The 16,336-nt window shown below is 66.7% G+C and carries 13 protein-coding genes; 2 read left to right on the top strand and 11 right to left on the bottom strand.

The window, feature by feature from the left end:
• Positions 1–94: 94 nt before the first annotated feature.
• The 11 genes from CLM73_RS04680 to CLM73_RS04730 form a co-directional block, all read right to left on the bottom strand.
• Positions 95–1,246 (bottom strand): ABC transporter substrate-binding protein, encoded by a 1,152-nt coding sequence (locus CLM73_RS04680; protein ID WP_105237514.1) that lies wholly within the window; start codon positions 1,244–1,246, stop codon positions 95–97.
• Positions 1,247–1,412: 166 nt separating this feature from the next.
• Entirely contained in the window at positions 1,413–2,141 is a 729-nt protein-coding gene (locus CLM73_RS04685; protein ID WP_105237515.1) for an SDR family NAD(P)-dependent oxidoreductase, read from the bottom strand.
• 37 nt (positions 2,142–2,178) lie between these two features.
• The gene (locus CLM73_RS04690; protein ID WP_105237516.1) at positions 2,179–2,964 is read right to left on the bottom strand and encodes a cyclase family protein; all 786 of its coding nucleotides are present in this window, start codon (positions 2,962–2,964) and stop codon (positions 2,179–2,181) included.
• A gap of 51 nt (positions 2,965–3,015) precedes the next feature.
• Positions 3,016–4,263: an SDR family NAD(P)-dependent oxidoreductase gene (locus CLM73_RS04695; protein WP_105237517.1), complete on the bottom strand. Its 1,248-nt coding sequence runs from the start codon at positions 4,261–4,263 to the stop codon at positions 3,016–3,018.
• Positions 4,260–5,429: a thiolase family protein gene (locus tag CLM73_RS04700; protein ID WP_105237518.1), complete on the bottom strand. Its 1,170-nt coding sequence runs from the start codon at positions 5,427–5,429 to the stop codon at positions 4,260–4,262. The genes CLM73_RS04695 and CLM73_RS04700 overlap by 4 nt, the downstream gene beginning before the upstream one ends.
• The gene (locus CLM73_RS04705; protein ID WP_105237519.1) at positions 5,426–7,066 is read right to left on the bottom strand and encodes an AMP-binding protein; all 1,641 of its coding nucleotides are present in this window, start codon (positions 7,064–7,066) and stop codon (positions 5,426–5,428) included. Before CLM73_RS04705 ends, CLM73_RS04700 begins: the two co-directional genes overlap by 4 nt.
• Positions 7,067–7,075: 9 nt before the next feature.
• Entirely contained in the window at positions 7,076–7,567 is a 492-nt protein-coding gene (locus CLM73_RS04710; protein ID WP_105237520.1) for an aromatic-ring-hydroxylating dioxygenase subunit beta, read from the bottom strand.
• Entirely contained in the window at positions 7,564–8,883 is a 1,320-nt protein-coding gene (locus CLM73_RS04715; protein ID WP_105237521.1) for an aromatic ring-hydroxylating dioxygenase subunit alpha, read from the bottom strand. Before CLM73_RS04715 ends, CLM73_RS04710 begins: the two co-directional genes overlap by 4 nt.
• Before the next feature lie 19 nt (positions 8,884–8,902).
• Entirely contained in the window at positions 8,903–9,880 is a 978-nt protein-coding gene (locus tag CLM73_RS04720) for a PDR/VanB family oxidoreductase (protein ID WP_105237522.1), read from the bottom strand.
• A 27-nt stretch (positions 9,881–9,907) separates the two neighbouring features.
• Positions 9,908–11,452 (bottom strand): indolepyruvate oxidoreductase subunit beta family protein, encoded by a 1,545-nt coding sequence (locus tag CLM73_RS04725; RefSeq protein WP_105237523.1) that lies wholly within the window; start codon positions 11,450–11,452, stop codon positions 9,908–9,910.
• Between the two features lie 13 nt (positions 11,453–11,465).
• Positions 11,466–13,697 carry an indolepyruvate ferredoxin oxidoreductase subunit alpha gene (locus CLM73_RS04730; protein ID WP_105237524.1) on the bottom strand — a complete coding sequence of 744 codons (2,232 nt, stop codon included), beginning with the start codon at positions 13,695–13,697 and terminating at the stop codon, positions 11,466–11,468.
• A gap of 369 nt (positions 13,698–14,066) precedes the next feature.
• Between CLM73_RS04730 and CLM73_RS04735 the strand changes: the two genes are divergently transcribed.
• Positions 14,067–14,564, top strand: a complete 498-nt coding sequence (locus CLM73_RS04735; RefSeq protein ID WP_056569521.1) for a MarR family winged helix-turn-helix transcriptional regulator — start codon at positions 14,067–14,069, stop codon at positions 14,562–14,564.
• Between the two features lie 187 nt (positions 14,565–14,751).
• Complete coding sequence (locus CLM73_RS04740; protein WP_105237525.1) at positions 14,752–16,323, top strand: ABC transporter substrate-binding protein; 1,572 nt, start codon at positions 14,752–14,754, stop codon at positions 16,321–16,323.
• Positions 16,324–16,336 lie beyond the last annotated feature (13 nt).

Below are 16,336 nucleotides of genomic sequence, written 5' to 3' on the forward strand. Positions count from 1 at the left end.
ACCGGCGGAGCCGGATCCGCGGCATCCAGATTGGACGCGCGGAGCCTGCTTCCTGGCGACGCCCCGCAGAGCATGTGAGCGTGGGGTGCTCGTTTTACTTGACCAGGGTCCAGTTGCCGTCTTTGACCGTGATGAGTTCGCGGCCGCGTTCGTCAAAACCGCTGTGGTCGGCGGCGCTCATGTTGTAGACGCCTTGCGTGCCCACCAGCTCCTTGGTCTGCTCCAGCGCGTCGCGCAGGGCGCTGCGGAACTCCTTGGTGCCCGGCTTGCCGGCCTTCTCGGCGATCGGCACGGCCTTTTCCAGCAGCAGGCCGGCGTCATAGACGTTGGCGCCGAAGGTGGCGGGCTTGGAGCCGTTGAGCTTTTCGTAGGCGGCGATGTACTCGGTCGCGACCTTCTTGGACGGGTTGCTGTCCGGCATCTCCGGCAGCACCAGCATCAGGCTGGCGGCCAGCACCGTGCCTTCGACCTTCTTGCCGCCCAGCTTCAGGAAGTCGGGCAGCGCGGCGCCGTGGGTCTGGTAGAACTTGCCCTTGTAGCCCTGATCGAACAGCGTCGACTGCGGCAGCACGCTGGCGGCGCCGGGGGCGGCCACCAGCACGGCATCCGGCTTGGCGGCCAGGATCTTCAGCGCCTGGCCGGTGACCGAGCTGTCAAAGCGCTGGTAGCGTTCGTTGGCGGCGATCTTGATGCCCTTTTCCGTGGCCAGGCCCGAGAACACCTTGTACCAATTCTCGCCATAGGGATCGTTCAGGCCGATAAAGCCGACCGTCTTGATGCCGGACTTGGCCATGTGGTCCACCAGCGCGCGCGCGATGATGTCGTCGTTCTGCGTAGTCTTGAACACCCACTTCTTCTGGTCGTTCATCGGCAGCACCACCGCGGCGGTACCCACCGGCGCCAGCATCGGCACGCCGGCCTCGGCGGCGAACTGGATGACGCCCATGGCGTTGGGCGAGCCCGACGGCCCGATCAGCGCGTCCACGTTCTGCTCCGAGATCAGCTTCTTGAAGGCCGTGACCGAGTTCGTGGAATCGCTGGCGTCGTCCAGCGAGATGTATTCCACGGTCAGGTCGCCGATCTTCTTGGGCAGCAGCGGCACCGTGTTCTTCTGCGGAATCCCGACCAGCGCGGTGGGGCCGGTGGACGAGGTGACCACGCCGACCTTGACTTGCGCCAGGGCGGGCAGGGCGAACAGGGCGGCGACGGCGGCGGCAGCGGCCAGGGGGAGTTTCTTCGACAGCATGGCAAAACCTCCGGGGTAGGGAGCAGAGTGGGAGTGCGGCTGGAAAGCGGAGAAAACGGGAACTGCGGGAATACTTGTTGCTTAAACTTTCTTACGTTCAAGGATCAGCACTGTAGACCCGGGTCCCGGTGCTTACCTATCCGTCAAAACCCGAAGCGCGGGGCGGTCAGATGGTGATGGAGCTGACGCTGGCGCCGCCGCAGACGAACAGCGTCTGGCCGGTGACGAAGCTGTTGGCCGGATCCGCGAAGAACATGACGGCGCGCGCCACGTCGTCCGAGCGGCCCAGGCGCTTGACCGGAATGCCCTCGGCAAGCTGGCGTTCGCGTTCGCTGCCGGCCTCGATCACCTCGTAGAACATGTCGGTCTGAATGGGGCCGGGCGCCACCACGTTGACCGTGATGCCGTACGGCGCAAGCTCCAGCGACCAGGTGCGCGCCATGCCCACCATGCCGGCCTTGGTGGCCGAATAGGCGGTGCGCGTGGGCAGGCCCAGCGCGCCGCGCGACGACATCATGACGATGCGGCCGAACTTGCGTTCCTGCATGCCGGGCAGGGCGGCTTGAACCAGGCTGATGGCCGCGCCCAGGTGGATCTGCGTCAAGCCGTGCAGCTCTTCCTGCGTGACCTGCGGCAGCAGGTTCGGCCAGATCACGCCGGCGTTGTGGATAACGTGGCTGACCGGAAACTGGGCGGCGGCCTCGGCGCCCGCTTGCGCGGTCGCGGTGGCATCCAGCAGGTCGACCTGCACGTTGTGCAGGCGCGGATGCGAAAAGTCCGCGGCGCGGCGCGCCATCGAGATCACCTCGTAGCCCGCGTCCAGCATGCTGCGGCAGATTTCCGCCCCGATGCCGGCGCTGCCGCCGGTCACGATGGCCACATGGGTTTGCGTCATGTTTCCCCCTTGATTTATTGGTATGGTCCGGCCGCGATCAGGCCGTGGGCGCCAGCGCCAGCACGCGCAACGGACTGCCCGAGCCGCTGCGGATCTTGAGCGGCGCCGAGAAGATCACCGCGCCGGTGGCCGGCAGCTGGTCCAGGTTGGTCAGGCACTGCAAGCCGTAGCGGTTGTTGCCGTGCATGTAGTAGTGGCAGGGGTAGGGTGGGTCCAGATGCTGGGCTTGCCCGGCGTCCGTGCCCACCGACTCGGTGCCGAAGCCGTGCACGTCGCGTTCCTTGATGAGCCAGGGCACAACTTCGGCGTCGGGGCCGGGCGAATGCGCGCCGTCGGCCTGCATGTTCAGGTAGTCGGCGGGCTTGGCGCGCTTGGACCAGTCGGTGCGCATCAGCACCCACGACCGCGCGGGAATGCGGCCGTGCTGTTCTTCCCATTTCCTGACGAAGTCGATGGTCAGGAGGAAGTCCGGGTTGCCCGCCGCTTCCGCCGAACAGTCGATCACGCAGGCGCTGGCGATGAAGGCGTCGATGGGAATCGTGTCCACCGTGTTGTCGGGCTGGTCCTTGCCCGTGACCCAGTGCGCGGGCGCGTCGAAGTGCGTGCCGGTGTGTTCGGAACACGAGAAGTTGTTCCAGTACCAGGCCGGACCGCGCTCGTCGTAGCGCGAGATTTCCTCGATCCGGAACGGCCAGGCTTGGCCGAATTCGGGCGGCAGCACGATGGTCGGGAATTCCGGCGTCAGCGTTTCGGTCAGGTCCACCAGGCGAATGCGGCCGGACACCAGCTCGGTCATGAATTGGGCAAGAATGGGTTGACTCACGGGGCTCTCCTGTTGGTGCTTGTTTGGGGGGACGACGCACGGGGCAGGCGGTCAGCCGCCCGCGCCCAGCTCCCGTTCCAATCCCTTCGGGTTTTCGGCCAGCCGCGCGCGGAACTCCTGCGCCACGTCGCCGACGTACACGTCTTCGATGCCGTCCTTCAACGCGCGCACGATGGCGGTTGCTATGGCAGCCGGCGCCACGCGGGGCGGCGGCGTGCGCTGCTCCCATTCGTGATCGACAGGACCGGGAAACACGTTGACCACCCGCACGCCCGCGCCGCGCATTTCCGCGCGCAGACATTGCGCCAGCGACAGCGCAGCAGCCTTGGACGCCGACCACATGCCTCGCGCCGGCAGATTCATCTGCGCGTAGATCGACAACACATTGACCCACGCCGCCGCGCTGTTCACGCCGTCTGCCGCGCGGCCGCACAGCGCGGGGCCGAAACTCTGCGCCAGCCGCATCAGGCCCAGCACATTGACGTCCATCGCGTCGCGCGCGGTGTTCACGTCCTTGCGGTTCAGTAGTCCGCCCTCGCGTTCCAGATCCGCCGTGTTCACCAGGATCTCGACCTTGCCGCCGATGGAAGCGGCCACGCGTTCGACGGAATCGGTGTCGGTCACGTCCAGCGTCACGGCCTGCACGCGCGGGTCCGCCGCCAGCGCATCAAATGCGGCGTCGCGCTTCCAGGCCTGTGGATCGCCCAGAAAGATCATCGGGCTGCCCGCATCCAGCAGCGCGCGCGCCACGGCCTGGCCGACGGCCGACTTGCCGTCGGTGACCAGCGCGCGGCGGAACTTTGGATCGCACGAGGTCTCGCGCAGGGTCTTGTCGTCTTCCATGTTCGGCGTATTCCTTTCGGGCAGGGCGATCATCACGGCCTGGCCGCTGCGGTCGAGCTTCAGGGCCAGGCGCACGCGGCCGCCGTCGGCGCAGTCCTGGTGCACGTGCGCCACGACGGACGGACCGGCGTCCATCCGCACCGTGCCCACGCGCCAGGGCAGGCGTTCGCGGAAATACAGGTCGTTGCTGTGATGCAGCGTGGTGCTGACCAGCAGCACGCCGTTCGGATCGGCGGGCCGCCACGGCAGGTGTTCGGACAGGCAATGGCCGCAGACTTCGCGCGGCGGGTACTGCACCGTGCCGCATTCGGCGCAGGTCTGCAGATCGAAGCGTCCTTCGGCGGCGGCAGCGGTCAGCCCCAGCGCGCTGCGGCTGCGCGAGCCCGGCGGCAGCGTGGGCTGGCGCGTGCGCGCAACCGGATTCTTGCGAGGCGGCTTGGCCAGCGGCTCGGTCATGCGTCGCTCCTTGCCAGGATGGCCGCGGCCGTGCACAGCCCGCGGTCGTAATTGATCATGCCGAAGCCGCTCACCATGCCCAGCCGCGCGTCGACGACCTGCGTGCCGCCGGCCGTGCCGGTCAACTGGCGCAAGGCCTCGACCATGCCCAGATAGCCGCCGGCCGCGCCCGCCTGGCCGACCGACAGCTGGCCGCCATTGGTGTTGAACGGAAAGCTGCCTTCGACGGTAAAGGTGTTGTCCCGCACGAATTGCGGCGCGGCGCCCTTTTCGCAGAAGCCCAGGTCTTCCATCTGCATCAGGTTGATGACGGGATAGTCGTCGTAGGCCTGCAGGAAATCCATGTCGGCCGGCGCGGCGTTGGCCTGCCCGTACAACTCGTCCACGTCCATGGTCCAGCCGCCCCGCGTCTGGATCGGGTCATCGATCCACGCGTTGTGGCGCTCGATGGTGGACAGGATGCGCGCATACGGCAGCTTCAGCGCGCGGGCGAGTTCTTCGGTCATGACCAGAAACGCGTCGGCGCCCGCGCACGGCATGACGCAATCGAACAGGTGGATCGGCTCGGTGATGACGCGCGCGTCCAGATACTGCGCCAGCGTCAGCGGCTTTTTCATCAGCGCGTGCGGATAGCGCAGGGCGTTGTCGCGCTGGGCCACGCAGAGCTTGCCGAAGTCCTCGCGGGTGGCGCCCGTCTCGCGCATGTAGTTGGTGGTCAGCAGCGCAAAGCTGGCGTTCGGGCCGCCCGCGCCGTACGGGTAGACGGCGTCCTGCGCAAAGCGCGAGAACTGGCTGACCGTGTTGCGGAACGAGTCCACGTGATTCGTGTCGCCGGCCAGGCAGGCCACGACGTTGGCGTCGCCCGCCTGCACGGCCCGCGCGGCACGGCGCAGCGCGGCCACGCCGCTGGCGCCGCCCATCGGGATGTGATCGAGCCAGCGCGGCGTCATGCCCAGGTGCTGCACCAGCCCGACCGCGGTGTCGGGCGCCAGCGTGAAGCTCGACACGCACAGGCCGTCGACGTCGGTCTTGGCCAGGCCCGATTGCCGGATCAGCGCGCCCAGCGCGCGGCCCAGCCACCAGTGCGCGGCGTGCGTGGAATAGCGTTCGTACGGAATCGTGACGGGCAGGGCCGCCACGACGCCGTCATAGCCCAGGCGGCTCATCGGTGGGCCCCTTCGGCCGGACGCTTCTTCAGATGGCAGGTGTCCACGCAGCGCGCCGTGCCGGGCAGGCCGGGCGCCAGCGCCTTCATCTCGCCGCGCTGGATCTTGTTGGTGGTGGTCAGCGGCAGGCTGTCCACGAAGGCGACATAGCCGGGCGCCTTGTAATACGCCAGCTGCGACAGCGACCATTGCACGATGCTGCGCGCGGCCTCGGCCATCGCGTCCGCGTCGGCGGGCGCGGCCTCGGGCACCACGCAGGCCAGGACCTCGTCGCCACGCACCGGGTCCGGCACGGCGGCCACCGCCACGGCCTTGACCAGCGGATGCTGCATCAGCACGCTTTCCACTTCCACGGCCGAGATGTTCTCGCCGCTGCGCCGGATCACGTTCTTCTTGCGGTCCACGAAACGCAGCGCGCCGTCGGCTTCGCGTCGCACGATGTCGCCGGTGTGGAACCAGCCGCCTTCCCAGGCTTCGTTGGTAGCGGCCTCGTCCTTCAGGTAACCGGCAAAGAAGCCATAGCGCGGATCTTCCCCGGCGTGGCGCACCAGCAGCTCGCCCGGTTCGCCGATGGCGGCCGGTTCGCCCGCGTCGGTCACAATGCGCACCTCGACGTCGGCTTCCTCGCTGCCGAAGCTGCTGGTGCCGACGTGGCGCGGTTCCTGGTTGGCGATGATGACGGCGCCCGCGCCGGTCTCGGTCATGGCCCAGGCTTCCAGCAGCGGAAAGCCGAAGCGCGCCTCGAACGGCGCATGCAGCTTGCGGTCCACGCCCGCGCCGAAGCCGAAGCGGATGGCCGGCTGCAGATCCTGCGGGGTGGGCTCGGCCTTCATCAGGATGGCGGGCATGACGCCCAGATAGTGCAGCACGGTGGCGCGCGATTCGCGCACGCTGTCCCACCACGAGCGGGGGTGGAAGCGGTCCAGCGGAATCAGGCAGCCGCCCGTCAGCACCATTGCCATGGCGGAATACGCCATGGCATTCATGTGGACCAGCGGCAGCGGCGTCAGCATGCGCTCCTGGCCCGGCCGCAGCACAGCAAGCCCGCCAATGCGCGCATACCAGCCGCCCGCATGCAGGAAATAGCGGTTGGGCAGGATGCAGCCTTTCGGCCTGCCGGTCGTGCCTGACGTGTAGAGCAGCGCGCACTCGGTCAGTTCCGACAGCGCCGTGCCTTGCAACGGCGCCGGGAACGGCGCGGCGGGCGGCGCATCGTCCGGTCCCATCACGCGCAGCTCGCGGCCCGCGCGTTGCGCGGCGGCCAGCAGGTCCGCGTGGCGGCCGGGCAGGGCGACCGCCAGCGCGATCTCGGAGTGGCCGGCCAGGTATTCCAGTTCGGCGGCGCGCAGGTCCGGGTTGATCGGCACGACCGACACGCCCAGCGCGTTCAGCGCGAACCAGTGCAGGAAGAAGGCGGGCCGGTTCTCCAGCAGCAGGCCCGCGCGGTGGCCATGGCCGTAGCCGGCGGCGGCATACGCGGTGCGCAAGGTCTCGATGGCATCGGCGGCCGCAGCGTAGGTCAGCTCGCCCGCCACGATGTCATACGCCTGCGCGGTCTCGGGCAGGATGCACAGGAACGGCTGGCCGCCGTGGCGGGCGGCGGTGTCGGCAAAGGCCTGGTGGACGGTGGCGGTCACGGTCCGCTCCTACATGAACAGTTGGATATTGCCGAAGGCCGCGTCGCAGTTGACGAGGTCCACGCGCTTCAAGCGGATGCGCAGCGCGCCGTCCTGTTCCACCAGATGATGCGTGGCCCAGCCCGCAAAAAGCGTCTGCGCGTCCTGCCGCGTCTCGACGTAATGGAAGGCGGTGCGCACCACGTGGCGTCCCTCGGCGGGCGCGGCCTCGGGATGGCCGTGCTCGACGGTGGGGGCCTGCAGCAAATGATGGCAGCGGCTCTTGGGCTGCTGCGAAAACGTGCGCTGACCCGCCAGCCGTTCCACGCGCACGCGCAGCAGCAGCTTGTCTTCGTACATCAGCGAGGCATGCAGCTTCGCGTCGGTCTGGCCATGAGCCAGCGGCATCCAGTAGTGGCCGTCCTCGGTGTACAGGTCCAGCCAATCCTCGAAGCGCAACTCGTCCAGCAAGCGCGCCTCGGCGTAGACAAAATCGATCAATTCGCGGTCGCTTGCGCTCATACCGACTCCGGTCCGGTCATGTAGCGGCCCCATGCGCGGTATTGGTTGCGCATCTGCCATTCGTTGGTGCCATTGGTGACGACGTTCTTCTGGTCCTGCTCGCCAGGCGCGTAGAGCCGCCCCACGTTCACCCAGTCCCGCGCACGCGAATGCAGGCCGTCCTGCGCGCGTTCGTACATTTCGAGGTCGTCGTGGCCCACCACGGACGTCGGCGCATTGATGAGCCGGTTGTACATGAGGGTGCGTTCCAGCAATAGGTCCGGCGCGCCCACCAGGCGGAAGGTCCAGGACTCCACCAGCGTGCGGTCGGCGGCAATCGGCTTGAAGATCCGCAGCGTCTGGATCGGGCCCTTGACCATGATGTTGGGGAAGTAGACGGTGTTGTGGCGCACGTCGCCCAGGATCTGCTTGGCGCGGTCCTCGCCGTAGGCCTCCACCATCGACTCCCAGTACCCGGGAATGCCGGAGTACGAGGCGTGAATCGAGTCCGACACGCCCGTGTGTCCGTGTCCGTTTTCCCAGACCCGGATGCCCATGTTCTCGAAGAACTCGTACGGCGAAATGAACGGCGCGAACAGCTCAACGGCCATCGGCTTGGGCGTGCCCTCGGGCGCCTGTTCCCAGACCTTGACGGCCGTGCCCGCCGACGATTCGTGCGCGACCATCGGATGGCAGGTGTCGGTCTGGTTGTCGACCAGCATCTTCCAGTTGCAGCGGTGCATGTAGCGCAGCACGCCGCCCGCGACTTCCAGGCGACCTTCGGGCGACCGGTCCACCATGTTGTCCAGCGTGGAAAGCGAGTCGCCGAAGAATTCCTCGAACGACTGGCCCTCGGGATTCAGGCGGCAGAACACAAAGCCGCGATGGTTGCGCACGTCTTTGACGGCGGCCATGCCCTGGCTGGCTTCGCAGTTCTCCAGGCCGGTGTTTTCGTAGCCCTTTTTCAGCGGGATCGACAGCAGGCTGCCGTCAGTCTTGAAGGTCCAGGCGTGATAAGGGCAGCGGAAGAACTTGCCCGTGTTGCCGCAGGCCTCGCCCGCCACCATGGTGCCTTTGTGCGGACAGCGGTTGTGCAGCACGCGCACCGTCTTGTCGCTGTGGCGCACCATCACCACGGGCTGGTTGCCGACGGTGGTGGTGACGTAGTCGCCCGAATTGGGCACCTGGCTGTCGTGGCCGACGAAGACCCAGGTGTTCGCGTACAGGCGCTCCATTTCCAGGTCGAACAGTTCCTGGTCGATGAAGAGGTCCTTGTGCACCTCGGTGTCGCGGAGCAGCGCGCGGATGGCGTCGGGATTGTCGCGGTATTTGGCCATGATGGCTTCCTCGTCGGGCTTACAGGTCCAGCACCAGGCGCGCGGACTTGGCGCGCGAGATGCAGATCTGGATGATCTTGCCGCTGGCCTTCTCGGTGTCGGACAGGTAGTAGTCGCGGTGATCGGGCTCGCCTTCCAGCACGGTGGCCTGGCAGACGCCGCATTCGCCGCGCTTGCAGTCGTACATCGGGTCGCAGCCTTCGTCTTCCATGACCTCGACGATGGTCTTGTCGGCGGGGATCGTCAGCACGCGGCCGGACTGGCGCAGCTCGACCTCGAAGGCCTGGTCGCCGGCCTGTGCGGCGGCCGTCGTGAAGAGTTCGAAATGGATGTGGGCGTCGGGCCAGTGACGCGCGTGCGCGCCCTGGATGACGGCGTCGATCAGGCCCTTCGGGCCACAGACGTACAGGTGCTGGCGCGGGTTCGACGCGGCAAGCAGCGCCTGCAGATCGAATCGGCAGGACGGATCGTCGTCGGCGTGCAGCGTCAGGTCGCCGCCCGCCAGCGCCTGCAGCTCGGGCAGGAAGGCCAGCTGGTCCTTGCTGCGGCCACAGTAGTGCAGATGGAAGGCGCGGCCGGCGGACTTGAGCGCGGCGGCCATGGACGCGATGGGCGTGATGCCGATGCCGCCTGCGATCAGCACGACCGGTTCATCGCCCGCGGGGGATTCGTGCAGCGGGAAGTCGTTCTTGGGGCCTTCCACGGTCAGCACGTCGCCCTCGGCCAGCGCGTGCATGTGGCGCGATCCGCCCTGGCTGGGGTCTTCCAGCCGCACGCCCAGGCGATATTCCGCCGGCTCGGCAAAGCGGCCCGCTTCCGGCGCCAGTTGCACCAGCGAATAACAGCGCGGATCGCGCAGACCCGGCACCGTCACCTTCAGATGTGCGCCGGGGCCAAACGCGGGCAGCGTGGCGCCATCCTCGCGCGCCAGCCGGAACGAGCGGATCAGCGGTGATTCCTGCCGGACTTCCCGGACGATCAGTTTGAGTGTCTGCACGATGTCTGTCTCTTTCTGGTGGCGGCCTCAGGCGGCCAGTTCTTCCGCGATCTGGCGTTCCATGGGCTCGCACTTCACGTTGGCGAGCGCGGTGTCGCGCAGCGCGCGTAGCGCGTCCGCGGCATCGGGGCGGCCAACCAGCTGGTCCGCGGCCGCGATGAGCTGCCGGTACTTGCCGCCGCCGCGCGTGTGGGTGTCGCTATAGCCCTTGACCAGGCGGCGGCAGTTGACGGTCTCGACGGCCAGCGCGTAGTCGCGCGGGGCCAGCCGCGCCACCAGCGCCAGCCACGTTTCCAGGGATTCGCTTTCGATCTGATGGCGCAGCGTGCTGCGCCGGAACCGCCGCATGCCGGCCAGCGTGTACAGCATCAGGAAGCCGCCCAGCGTGCCGCTGCGCAGGCGACGGCCCTTGCCGAGCCGGCGCTCGACGAAGCCTCCGAAGGCCTTGGAATCTTCCAGCCAGCGGCCCAGCCGAACCGGCAACGTGCCGCAGATTTCTTCCAGCCGGGGATGCATGAATTCGGTCGTGTCGACGAGCTGGCCGGGCCGCGCGCCGACTTCCGTGCGCACGCGGTCAAAGCGCGTGCCGCGGGTCTTCAGGTCCGCCACGCGGATCACGTCGTCGTAGGCCATGGCGGTGGCCACGTAACGCGCCGCCGCACAGGTGAGTGCCCATTGGTTCGCGTCGCCGCCGTGCTGCGCGTCCAGGTCACGAATGGCCTTCATGCGGCGCAGGTAGTCTTCGGCGTAGGCCAGGTCCTGGAACTCGATCTGGCGGCGCACGCCCGCGGTCAGCATGGGCTGCGCACAGGCGGGGAAATCGCGCCGGATGGCGTCCAGCAAGGCCTGCGCGCGCGGGCTGGCCGCACGTTCGGGCACCACCGGCTCGGGCCGAGTGAGGTCGATGGCGGCGGGCTGGGCCGGCGCCGTGGCGGCCGAGTCGAAACCCAGCGCGAAGGCGCGCAGGCTGGCATCCACACCCAGGCCAGCGCGGCGCACGGTGGCCTCGAAATCGTCGCGCGAGAAGGGCAGGGCGCCGCTGCCGGCCACCGCGCCGAACAGGCTGGCGCTGATGACGCTGCCGGCGCGGTCGGCCAGGTCCTGCAGATCGAAGCACAGGAAGCGCCGGGCGGCTGCGCGGCCCGCTTCCAGCACCTTGTTGGGATCGGCGATGCCGTTGCCGGGCGCGGACTTTTCGCTGACCGCAAAACTGCGGTGCGACGACGTGATCAATACCGTGCGCTCGGGCGTCACGAGGCCGCGCTGGATGGCCCGGCCGCCTTCCATCAATTCGGCCGCGACCACCAGGTCCACGTCGCCCGGCGTGGGCATCAGCGCCAGCGCGGGCTGACGGCCGGCGCGCTGCACATCGGCCTCGGGCAGCAGTTCCAGGTAGTAGATCGTGGCGCCCGTGCGCTGCGCCACGCCGGGCACCGAGGTGGTCTGCGCCCACCAGCCCGCGTGCTCGGCCATGTCGACGATCCAGTCGGCCAGCACGCCGCCGCCCTGGCCGCCCATGGCCAGGATCGCGATCTTGATGGGGTTGCCTTGCTGCATCACCGCCGCTTTCATGTTGCTGGGTTCCTCAAAGCGCGTCGTGCGCCAGACGCGCCGCGCGGCGCCGTTGCAGGAAGCCGATCACCGCGCCGCGCATGCGCGCCAGGAAGCGGTCGGCGCCGGTCGGGTTGTGGATGATGTCGGCGCGATAGAAAGACGGGCACAGCACGGCCGCATGCGCGACCTCGCCGCAGTTGCCGCAGCCCACGCAGCTGCTTTCCACGTGCGCCACGGGGTCTTCCTTGAGCGGATCGCCGCTGTCCTTGACGGTCAGCGACGGGCAGCCGGACAGCCGGATACAGGCGTGGTCGCCGGTACAGACGTCGGGGTCCACGCCAAAGCGCTCCTTCACCACCCGCTTGCCTTCCTTGACCGCCTTGTTGAAGAGCGGCTTCACGCGCCGCTGCTTGTTCAGCATGCATTCGGACTGCGCGATGATGACCTTCGGCCCCTTGATGTCGGTGGTCAGCGCCTCTTCGATGGTGGCGCGCACCTTGGCCACGTCGTAGGTCCGGTCCAGCGTGCGCACCCACTTCACGCCCACGCCGCGCACGGCCTGATCGATCGGGTTGTTGGTCGAACGGTCGGGGTTGTCGGCGCGCGAGGACAGGATGTCCTGTCCGCCGGTGGCCGACGCATAGAAGTTGTCGACGATGACGATGACGCCGTCGTACTTGTTGAACACCGCGTTGCCGATGCCCGACGACAGCCCGTTATGCCAGAAGCCGCCGTCGCCCATGATGGAGATGGGCCGCTTGGCGGCCGGCACGTTGAAGGCCGCCGCGCTGGAAGCGCCCAGGCCGTAGCCCATGGTCGTCGCGCCCAGGTTGAAGGGCGGCAGGATGGAAAAGAGGTGACAGCCGATGTCGCACGAGATGTGGTGCTGGCCCAGTGTTTCCTGCGCCAGCGTCAGCGCGGAAAAGATGGGCCGCTCCGGACAGCCCGTACAGAAGCCCGCGGGCCGTGGCGGAACCACGGCGGCCAGGCCCTCGACATGCTTGTGGAAGGTGATGGGTTGCTCGGCGGGACGGGCGGGCTTGGGCCGCGAGACCTCGGTGATGGTGAGCTGGGGCTGGGGCTGCGCTTCAGCCTGCGCATCCACCGCCACCGCCGGATGCGTTTGCAGCGATTCCGGCCGGTGGCGCTTGAGAAATTCACGCAGGCCGTCGCGCATGACCTGGGTCGTGTATTCGCCCGCCATCGGCAGCACGTCCTTGCCGCACAACTGCGTGCTTACACCGGCGCGGCGCAGCACCGCGTGCAGGTTCTGCTCGATGTAGTCGGGCTGGCCTTCTTCCAGCAGCAGCACGGCGCGCTTGCCGCGGCAGAAGTCGATGACCTCGTCCTCGATGACGGGGTAGGTCACGTTCATCACGTACAGCGGGATGCGGCTGTTGCCGAAGTTGTCGGCCAGTCCCAGAAGCTGCAGCGCGCGGATGACGCCGTTGTACAGGCCGCCCTGCAGGATCAGGCCGATGTCGTCCTGTTCGCCGTCGAAGTGCTCGTTGAGCTTGTTGTCCTTGATGTAGCGGATGGCGGCGGGCCAGCGCTCCTTGATCTTTTCCTGTTCATGCAGGAAAGAGGCCGGCGGCAGCACGATGCGGCTGGTGTCGCGCGCCGGGCTTTCCAGCGCCTCTGCCAGGCTGAATGCCGGACGCTTGTTTTCCTTGGCGATGAAGCGCCCATGCACATGACAGCCGCGGATGCGCAACTGCAGCATCACGGGCGTCTTGCTGGCTTCCGACAGCGCAAAGCCGTCTTCCACCGCCTTGACCATGCTTTCCAGATTGGGACGCGGGTCCAGCAGCCAGATCTGCGACTTCATGGCGAACGCGTGCGAGCGTTCCTGCATGATCGACGAGCCTTCGCCGTAGTCTTCGCCCACGATGACGAGGGCGCCGCCGGTGACGCCGCCCGAGGCCAGGTTGGCCAGCGCGTCGGAGGCGACGTTGGTGCCCACCGTGGATTTCCACGTCACGGCGCCGCGGATGGGGTACATGACGGAGGCGGCCAACGTGGCCGCGGCGGTGGCTTCCGAGGCGCTCGCCTCGAAGTGCACGCCCAGTTCCTGCAGGATGTCGTTGGCGTCGGCCAGCACATCCATCAGATGCGAAATGGGCGAGCCCTGATAGCCGGCCACGTAACCCACGCCGGATTGCAGCAGCGCCTTCGTGACGGCAAGAATCCCTTCGCCGCGAAATTCCTCGCCCGCGCCGATGCGCAGTTGCTGGACTTCTTTCTTGAAAGACCTTTCCGCCATCTTGGATCCCTTTCGCGGACCCCGTCGGGATCCTTAATCCGTGCTGCCGTGCAGCATCGTCTTGCCACGAAAACATCGCCTGAAAAATACTTTAGGAGTCAACGTTTTAGCTGTCAATAAAAAAGATGAAATTTCATGGAAATTAAAAAATATCACGCAAAAACAAGGGTGTATATACTGGTTGTTCTCTAGGTTTTTGACGGATTGAGGGCGCTGCAATGGTGCAAAAACGGGTTGCGATTTGGGGTATACCCTGTGCTGCGCAACAGCATTGCGGTACATCATGGCGCACCGCTGCGCCGTCGTGGTGCAATGCGCATTTCGGCAACGGGGCGGGCCTTCGAAATGGGTGCGTGGGAGCAAACCAACATGCAGGCAGATAAGCCACGCGGCACGCGCGCGGCCGCAACGGGCCCGCGGTTCGTCGACGGCTACCTGGCCTATCTGCTCGCGCAGGCCAGCCAGCGCATCTCGGCGGAATTCCATCAACAGGTCAAAGCCGCAGGCTTGTCGGTCACCGAATGGCGTGTGCTCGCCAGCTTGCAGGGCAGCGCCGGCGAAACCATCGGCAGCCTGGCGGTGCTGGCCATCACCAAGCAGCCCACCCTAAGCAAGGTCGTGCAGCGCATGGAAGCCGACGGGCTGGTCGCCCGCACCGGCGTACGCGCGGACCGCCGCCAGACGCGGGTCTGCATCACGGCCAAGGGCTCCAACCTCATCGGCGGCCTGTGCGATCAAGCCTTGCAGCACCAGAAGGCGGTGCTGGCGCCCTTCGGCGAAGAAAAGGCCGCGCTGCTGATCGACATGCTCGATGTCCTGATGACCGAGCACGTCCCCCTGGAACTGCCCATTGACCCGGACGAATAGCTTCAACCGTTGCAAGCGCGCACTCGAACATCGTTCGGTCCGATTATTTCGTTACATGCTTATGCGTCCCCGATTGTCATTTCACAGTGAAAACAATCGCCGGTACGCGCAAACCCTGAATTGACGCGGGTCTCGCGGGTAGGCACACTCGCGCCGGTATTCAGACTACTGTCAGGAGTTGACACTTATGCGCCGCACTTTGATTGCTATCGCGATCGCCGCCGCCGTGGCAGTGCCCTCGATCGGGCAAGCCAAGACCTTCCGCTGGGCCGCCCAGGGCGACATCCTCACGTTCGATCCGCACTCGCAGAACGAAGGCATGACGATCGCCGCCAACAGCTACATCTACGAGCCCCTGGTCGACTACGACAAGTCTTTCAAGGTGTCGCCGCGCCTGGCCACCGAATGGGAACAGGTGTCGCCCGTCCTGTATCGCTTCAAGCTGCGCCCCAACGTCAAGTTCCATGACGGCGCCGCCTTCACGGCTGACGACGTGGTGTTCTCGATTCACCGCGCCATGGCGCCCACGTCGAACTACAAGGCCTACACCACCGGCATCAAGGAAGCGCGCAAGATCGACGACCTGACGGTCGAGATCGAGACCTCGGCGCCCAACCCCGTGCTGCTGCGCCAGCTGACCAACGTGTTCATCATGAACAAGGCCTGGTCCGAAAAGAACAACATCCCCAAGCCGCAGGACTTCGTCAACAAGGAAGAAACCTACGGCGCGCGCAACACCAACGGCACGGGCCCCTACAAGCTCAAGAGCCGCGAAGTCGACGTGCGCACGGTCTTCGAGGAAAACAAGGACTGGTGGAACAAGGCTGACAAGGTCGGCAACGTGACCGAAGTCATCTTCACGCCGATCAAGCAGAACGCCACCCGCACCGCCGCGCTGCTGTCGGGCGAAATCGACTTCGTGCTGGACCCGGCCGCCCAGGATCTGGAGCGTCTGCGCCAGCAGCAGAAGGTCGTCGAAGGCAACGAGTACCGCACCATCTACCTGGGCCTGGACCAGAAGCGTCCCGAGCTGCAGTACTCCAACATCAAGGGCAAGAACCCCTTCCAGGACATCCGCGTGCGCGAAGCGCTGTACCGCGCCATCGACGTGGACGCCATCAAGCGCGCCGTGATGCGCGGCCTGTCGGCGCCCACCGGCACGATGATCGCCCCGCAGGTGCATGGCTGGGCTGAATCGGTACACAAGCGCGTGCCCTACGATCCCGAAAAGGCCCGCGCCCTGCTCAAGGAAGCCGGCTACGACGGCACGCTGAACTTCACGCTGGACTGCCCGAACAACCGCTACATCAACGACGAAGCCATCTGTCAGGCCGTCGTCGGCATGTGGGCCAAGGTCGGCGTCAAGGCCACCATGAACGCCATGCCGCGCTCCACGTACTTCCCGAAGGTGCAGTCGTTCGACACCAGCGCCTATCTGTTCGGCTGGGGCGTGCCCACGTTCGACGCCATGTACACGCTGCAGAACCTGATCCGCACCAAGGGTGAAGGCGCGGACGGCATGTACAACCTGGGCAACTACAGCAACAAGGAACTCGACGTCATCATCGACCGGATCAAGACCGAGACCGATGCGAAGAAGCGCGACGCCGACATCATCACCGTGCTCGAAGGGCACGCCAAGGACTTCGGGCACATCCCGCTGCACGACCAGGTCATCCCCTGGGCCATGCGCAAGAACGTCACGGTCATCCACCGTGCCGACAACCGCCTCGTTGCCGATTGGGTCAAGGTTGACTGATCCAGGCTAACCA

The sequence above is a fragment of the Achromobacter spanius genome (assembly GCF_002966795.1).
GTDB lineage: Bacteria > Pseudomonadota > Gammaproteobacteria > Burkholderiales > Burkholderiaceae_B > Achromobacter > Achromobacter spanius_D.

Excerpts from the sequence above, each read along its gene's own strand:
- CLM73_RS04680 (WP_105237514.1), bottom strand. The coding sequence starts at position 1,246 with ATGCTGTCGAAGAAACTCCCCCTGGCCGCTGCCGCCGCCGTCGCCGCC.
- CLM73_RS04685 (WP_105237515.1), bottom strand. The coding sequence starts at position 2,141 with ATGACGCAAACCCATGTGGCCATCGTGACCGGCGGCAGCGCCGGCATC.
- CLM73_RS04695 (WP_105237517.1), bottom strand. The coding sequence starts at position 4,263 with ATGACCGAGCCGCTGGCCAAGCCGCCTCGCAAGAATCCGGTTGCGCGC.
- CLM73_RS04700 (WP_105237518.1), bottom strand. The coding sequence starts at position 5,429 with ATGAGCCGCCTGGGCTATGACGGCGTCGTGGCGGCCCTGCCCGTCACG.
- CLM73_RS04710 (WP_105237520.1), bottom strand. The coding sequence starts at position 7,567 with ATGAGCGCAAGCGACCGCGAATTGATCGATTTTGTCTACGCCGAGGCG.
- CLM73_RS04715 (WP_105237521.1), bottom strand. The coding sequence starts at position 8,883 with ATGGCCAAATACCGCGACAATCCCGACGCCATCCGCGCGCTGCTCCGC.
- CLM73_RS04725 (WP_105237523.1), bottom strand. The coding sequence starts at position 11,452 with ATGAAAGCGGCGGTGATGCAGCAAGGCAACCCCATCAAGATCGCGATC.
- CLM73_RS04730 (WP_105237524.1), bottom strand. The coding sequence starts at position 13,697 with ATGGCGGAAAGGTCTTTCAAGAAAGAAGTCCAGCAACTGCGCATCGGC.
- CLM73_RS04735 (WP_056569521.1), top strand. The coding sequence starts at position 14,067 with ATGCAGGCAGATAAGCCACGCGGCACGCGCGCGGCCGCAACGGGCCCG.
- CLM73_RS04740 (WP_105237525.1), top strand. The coding sequence starts at position 14,752 with ATGCGCCGCACTTTGATTGCTATCGCGATCGCCGCCGCCGTGGCAGTG.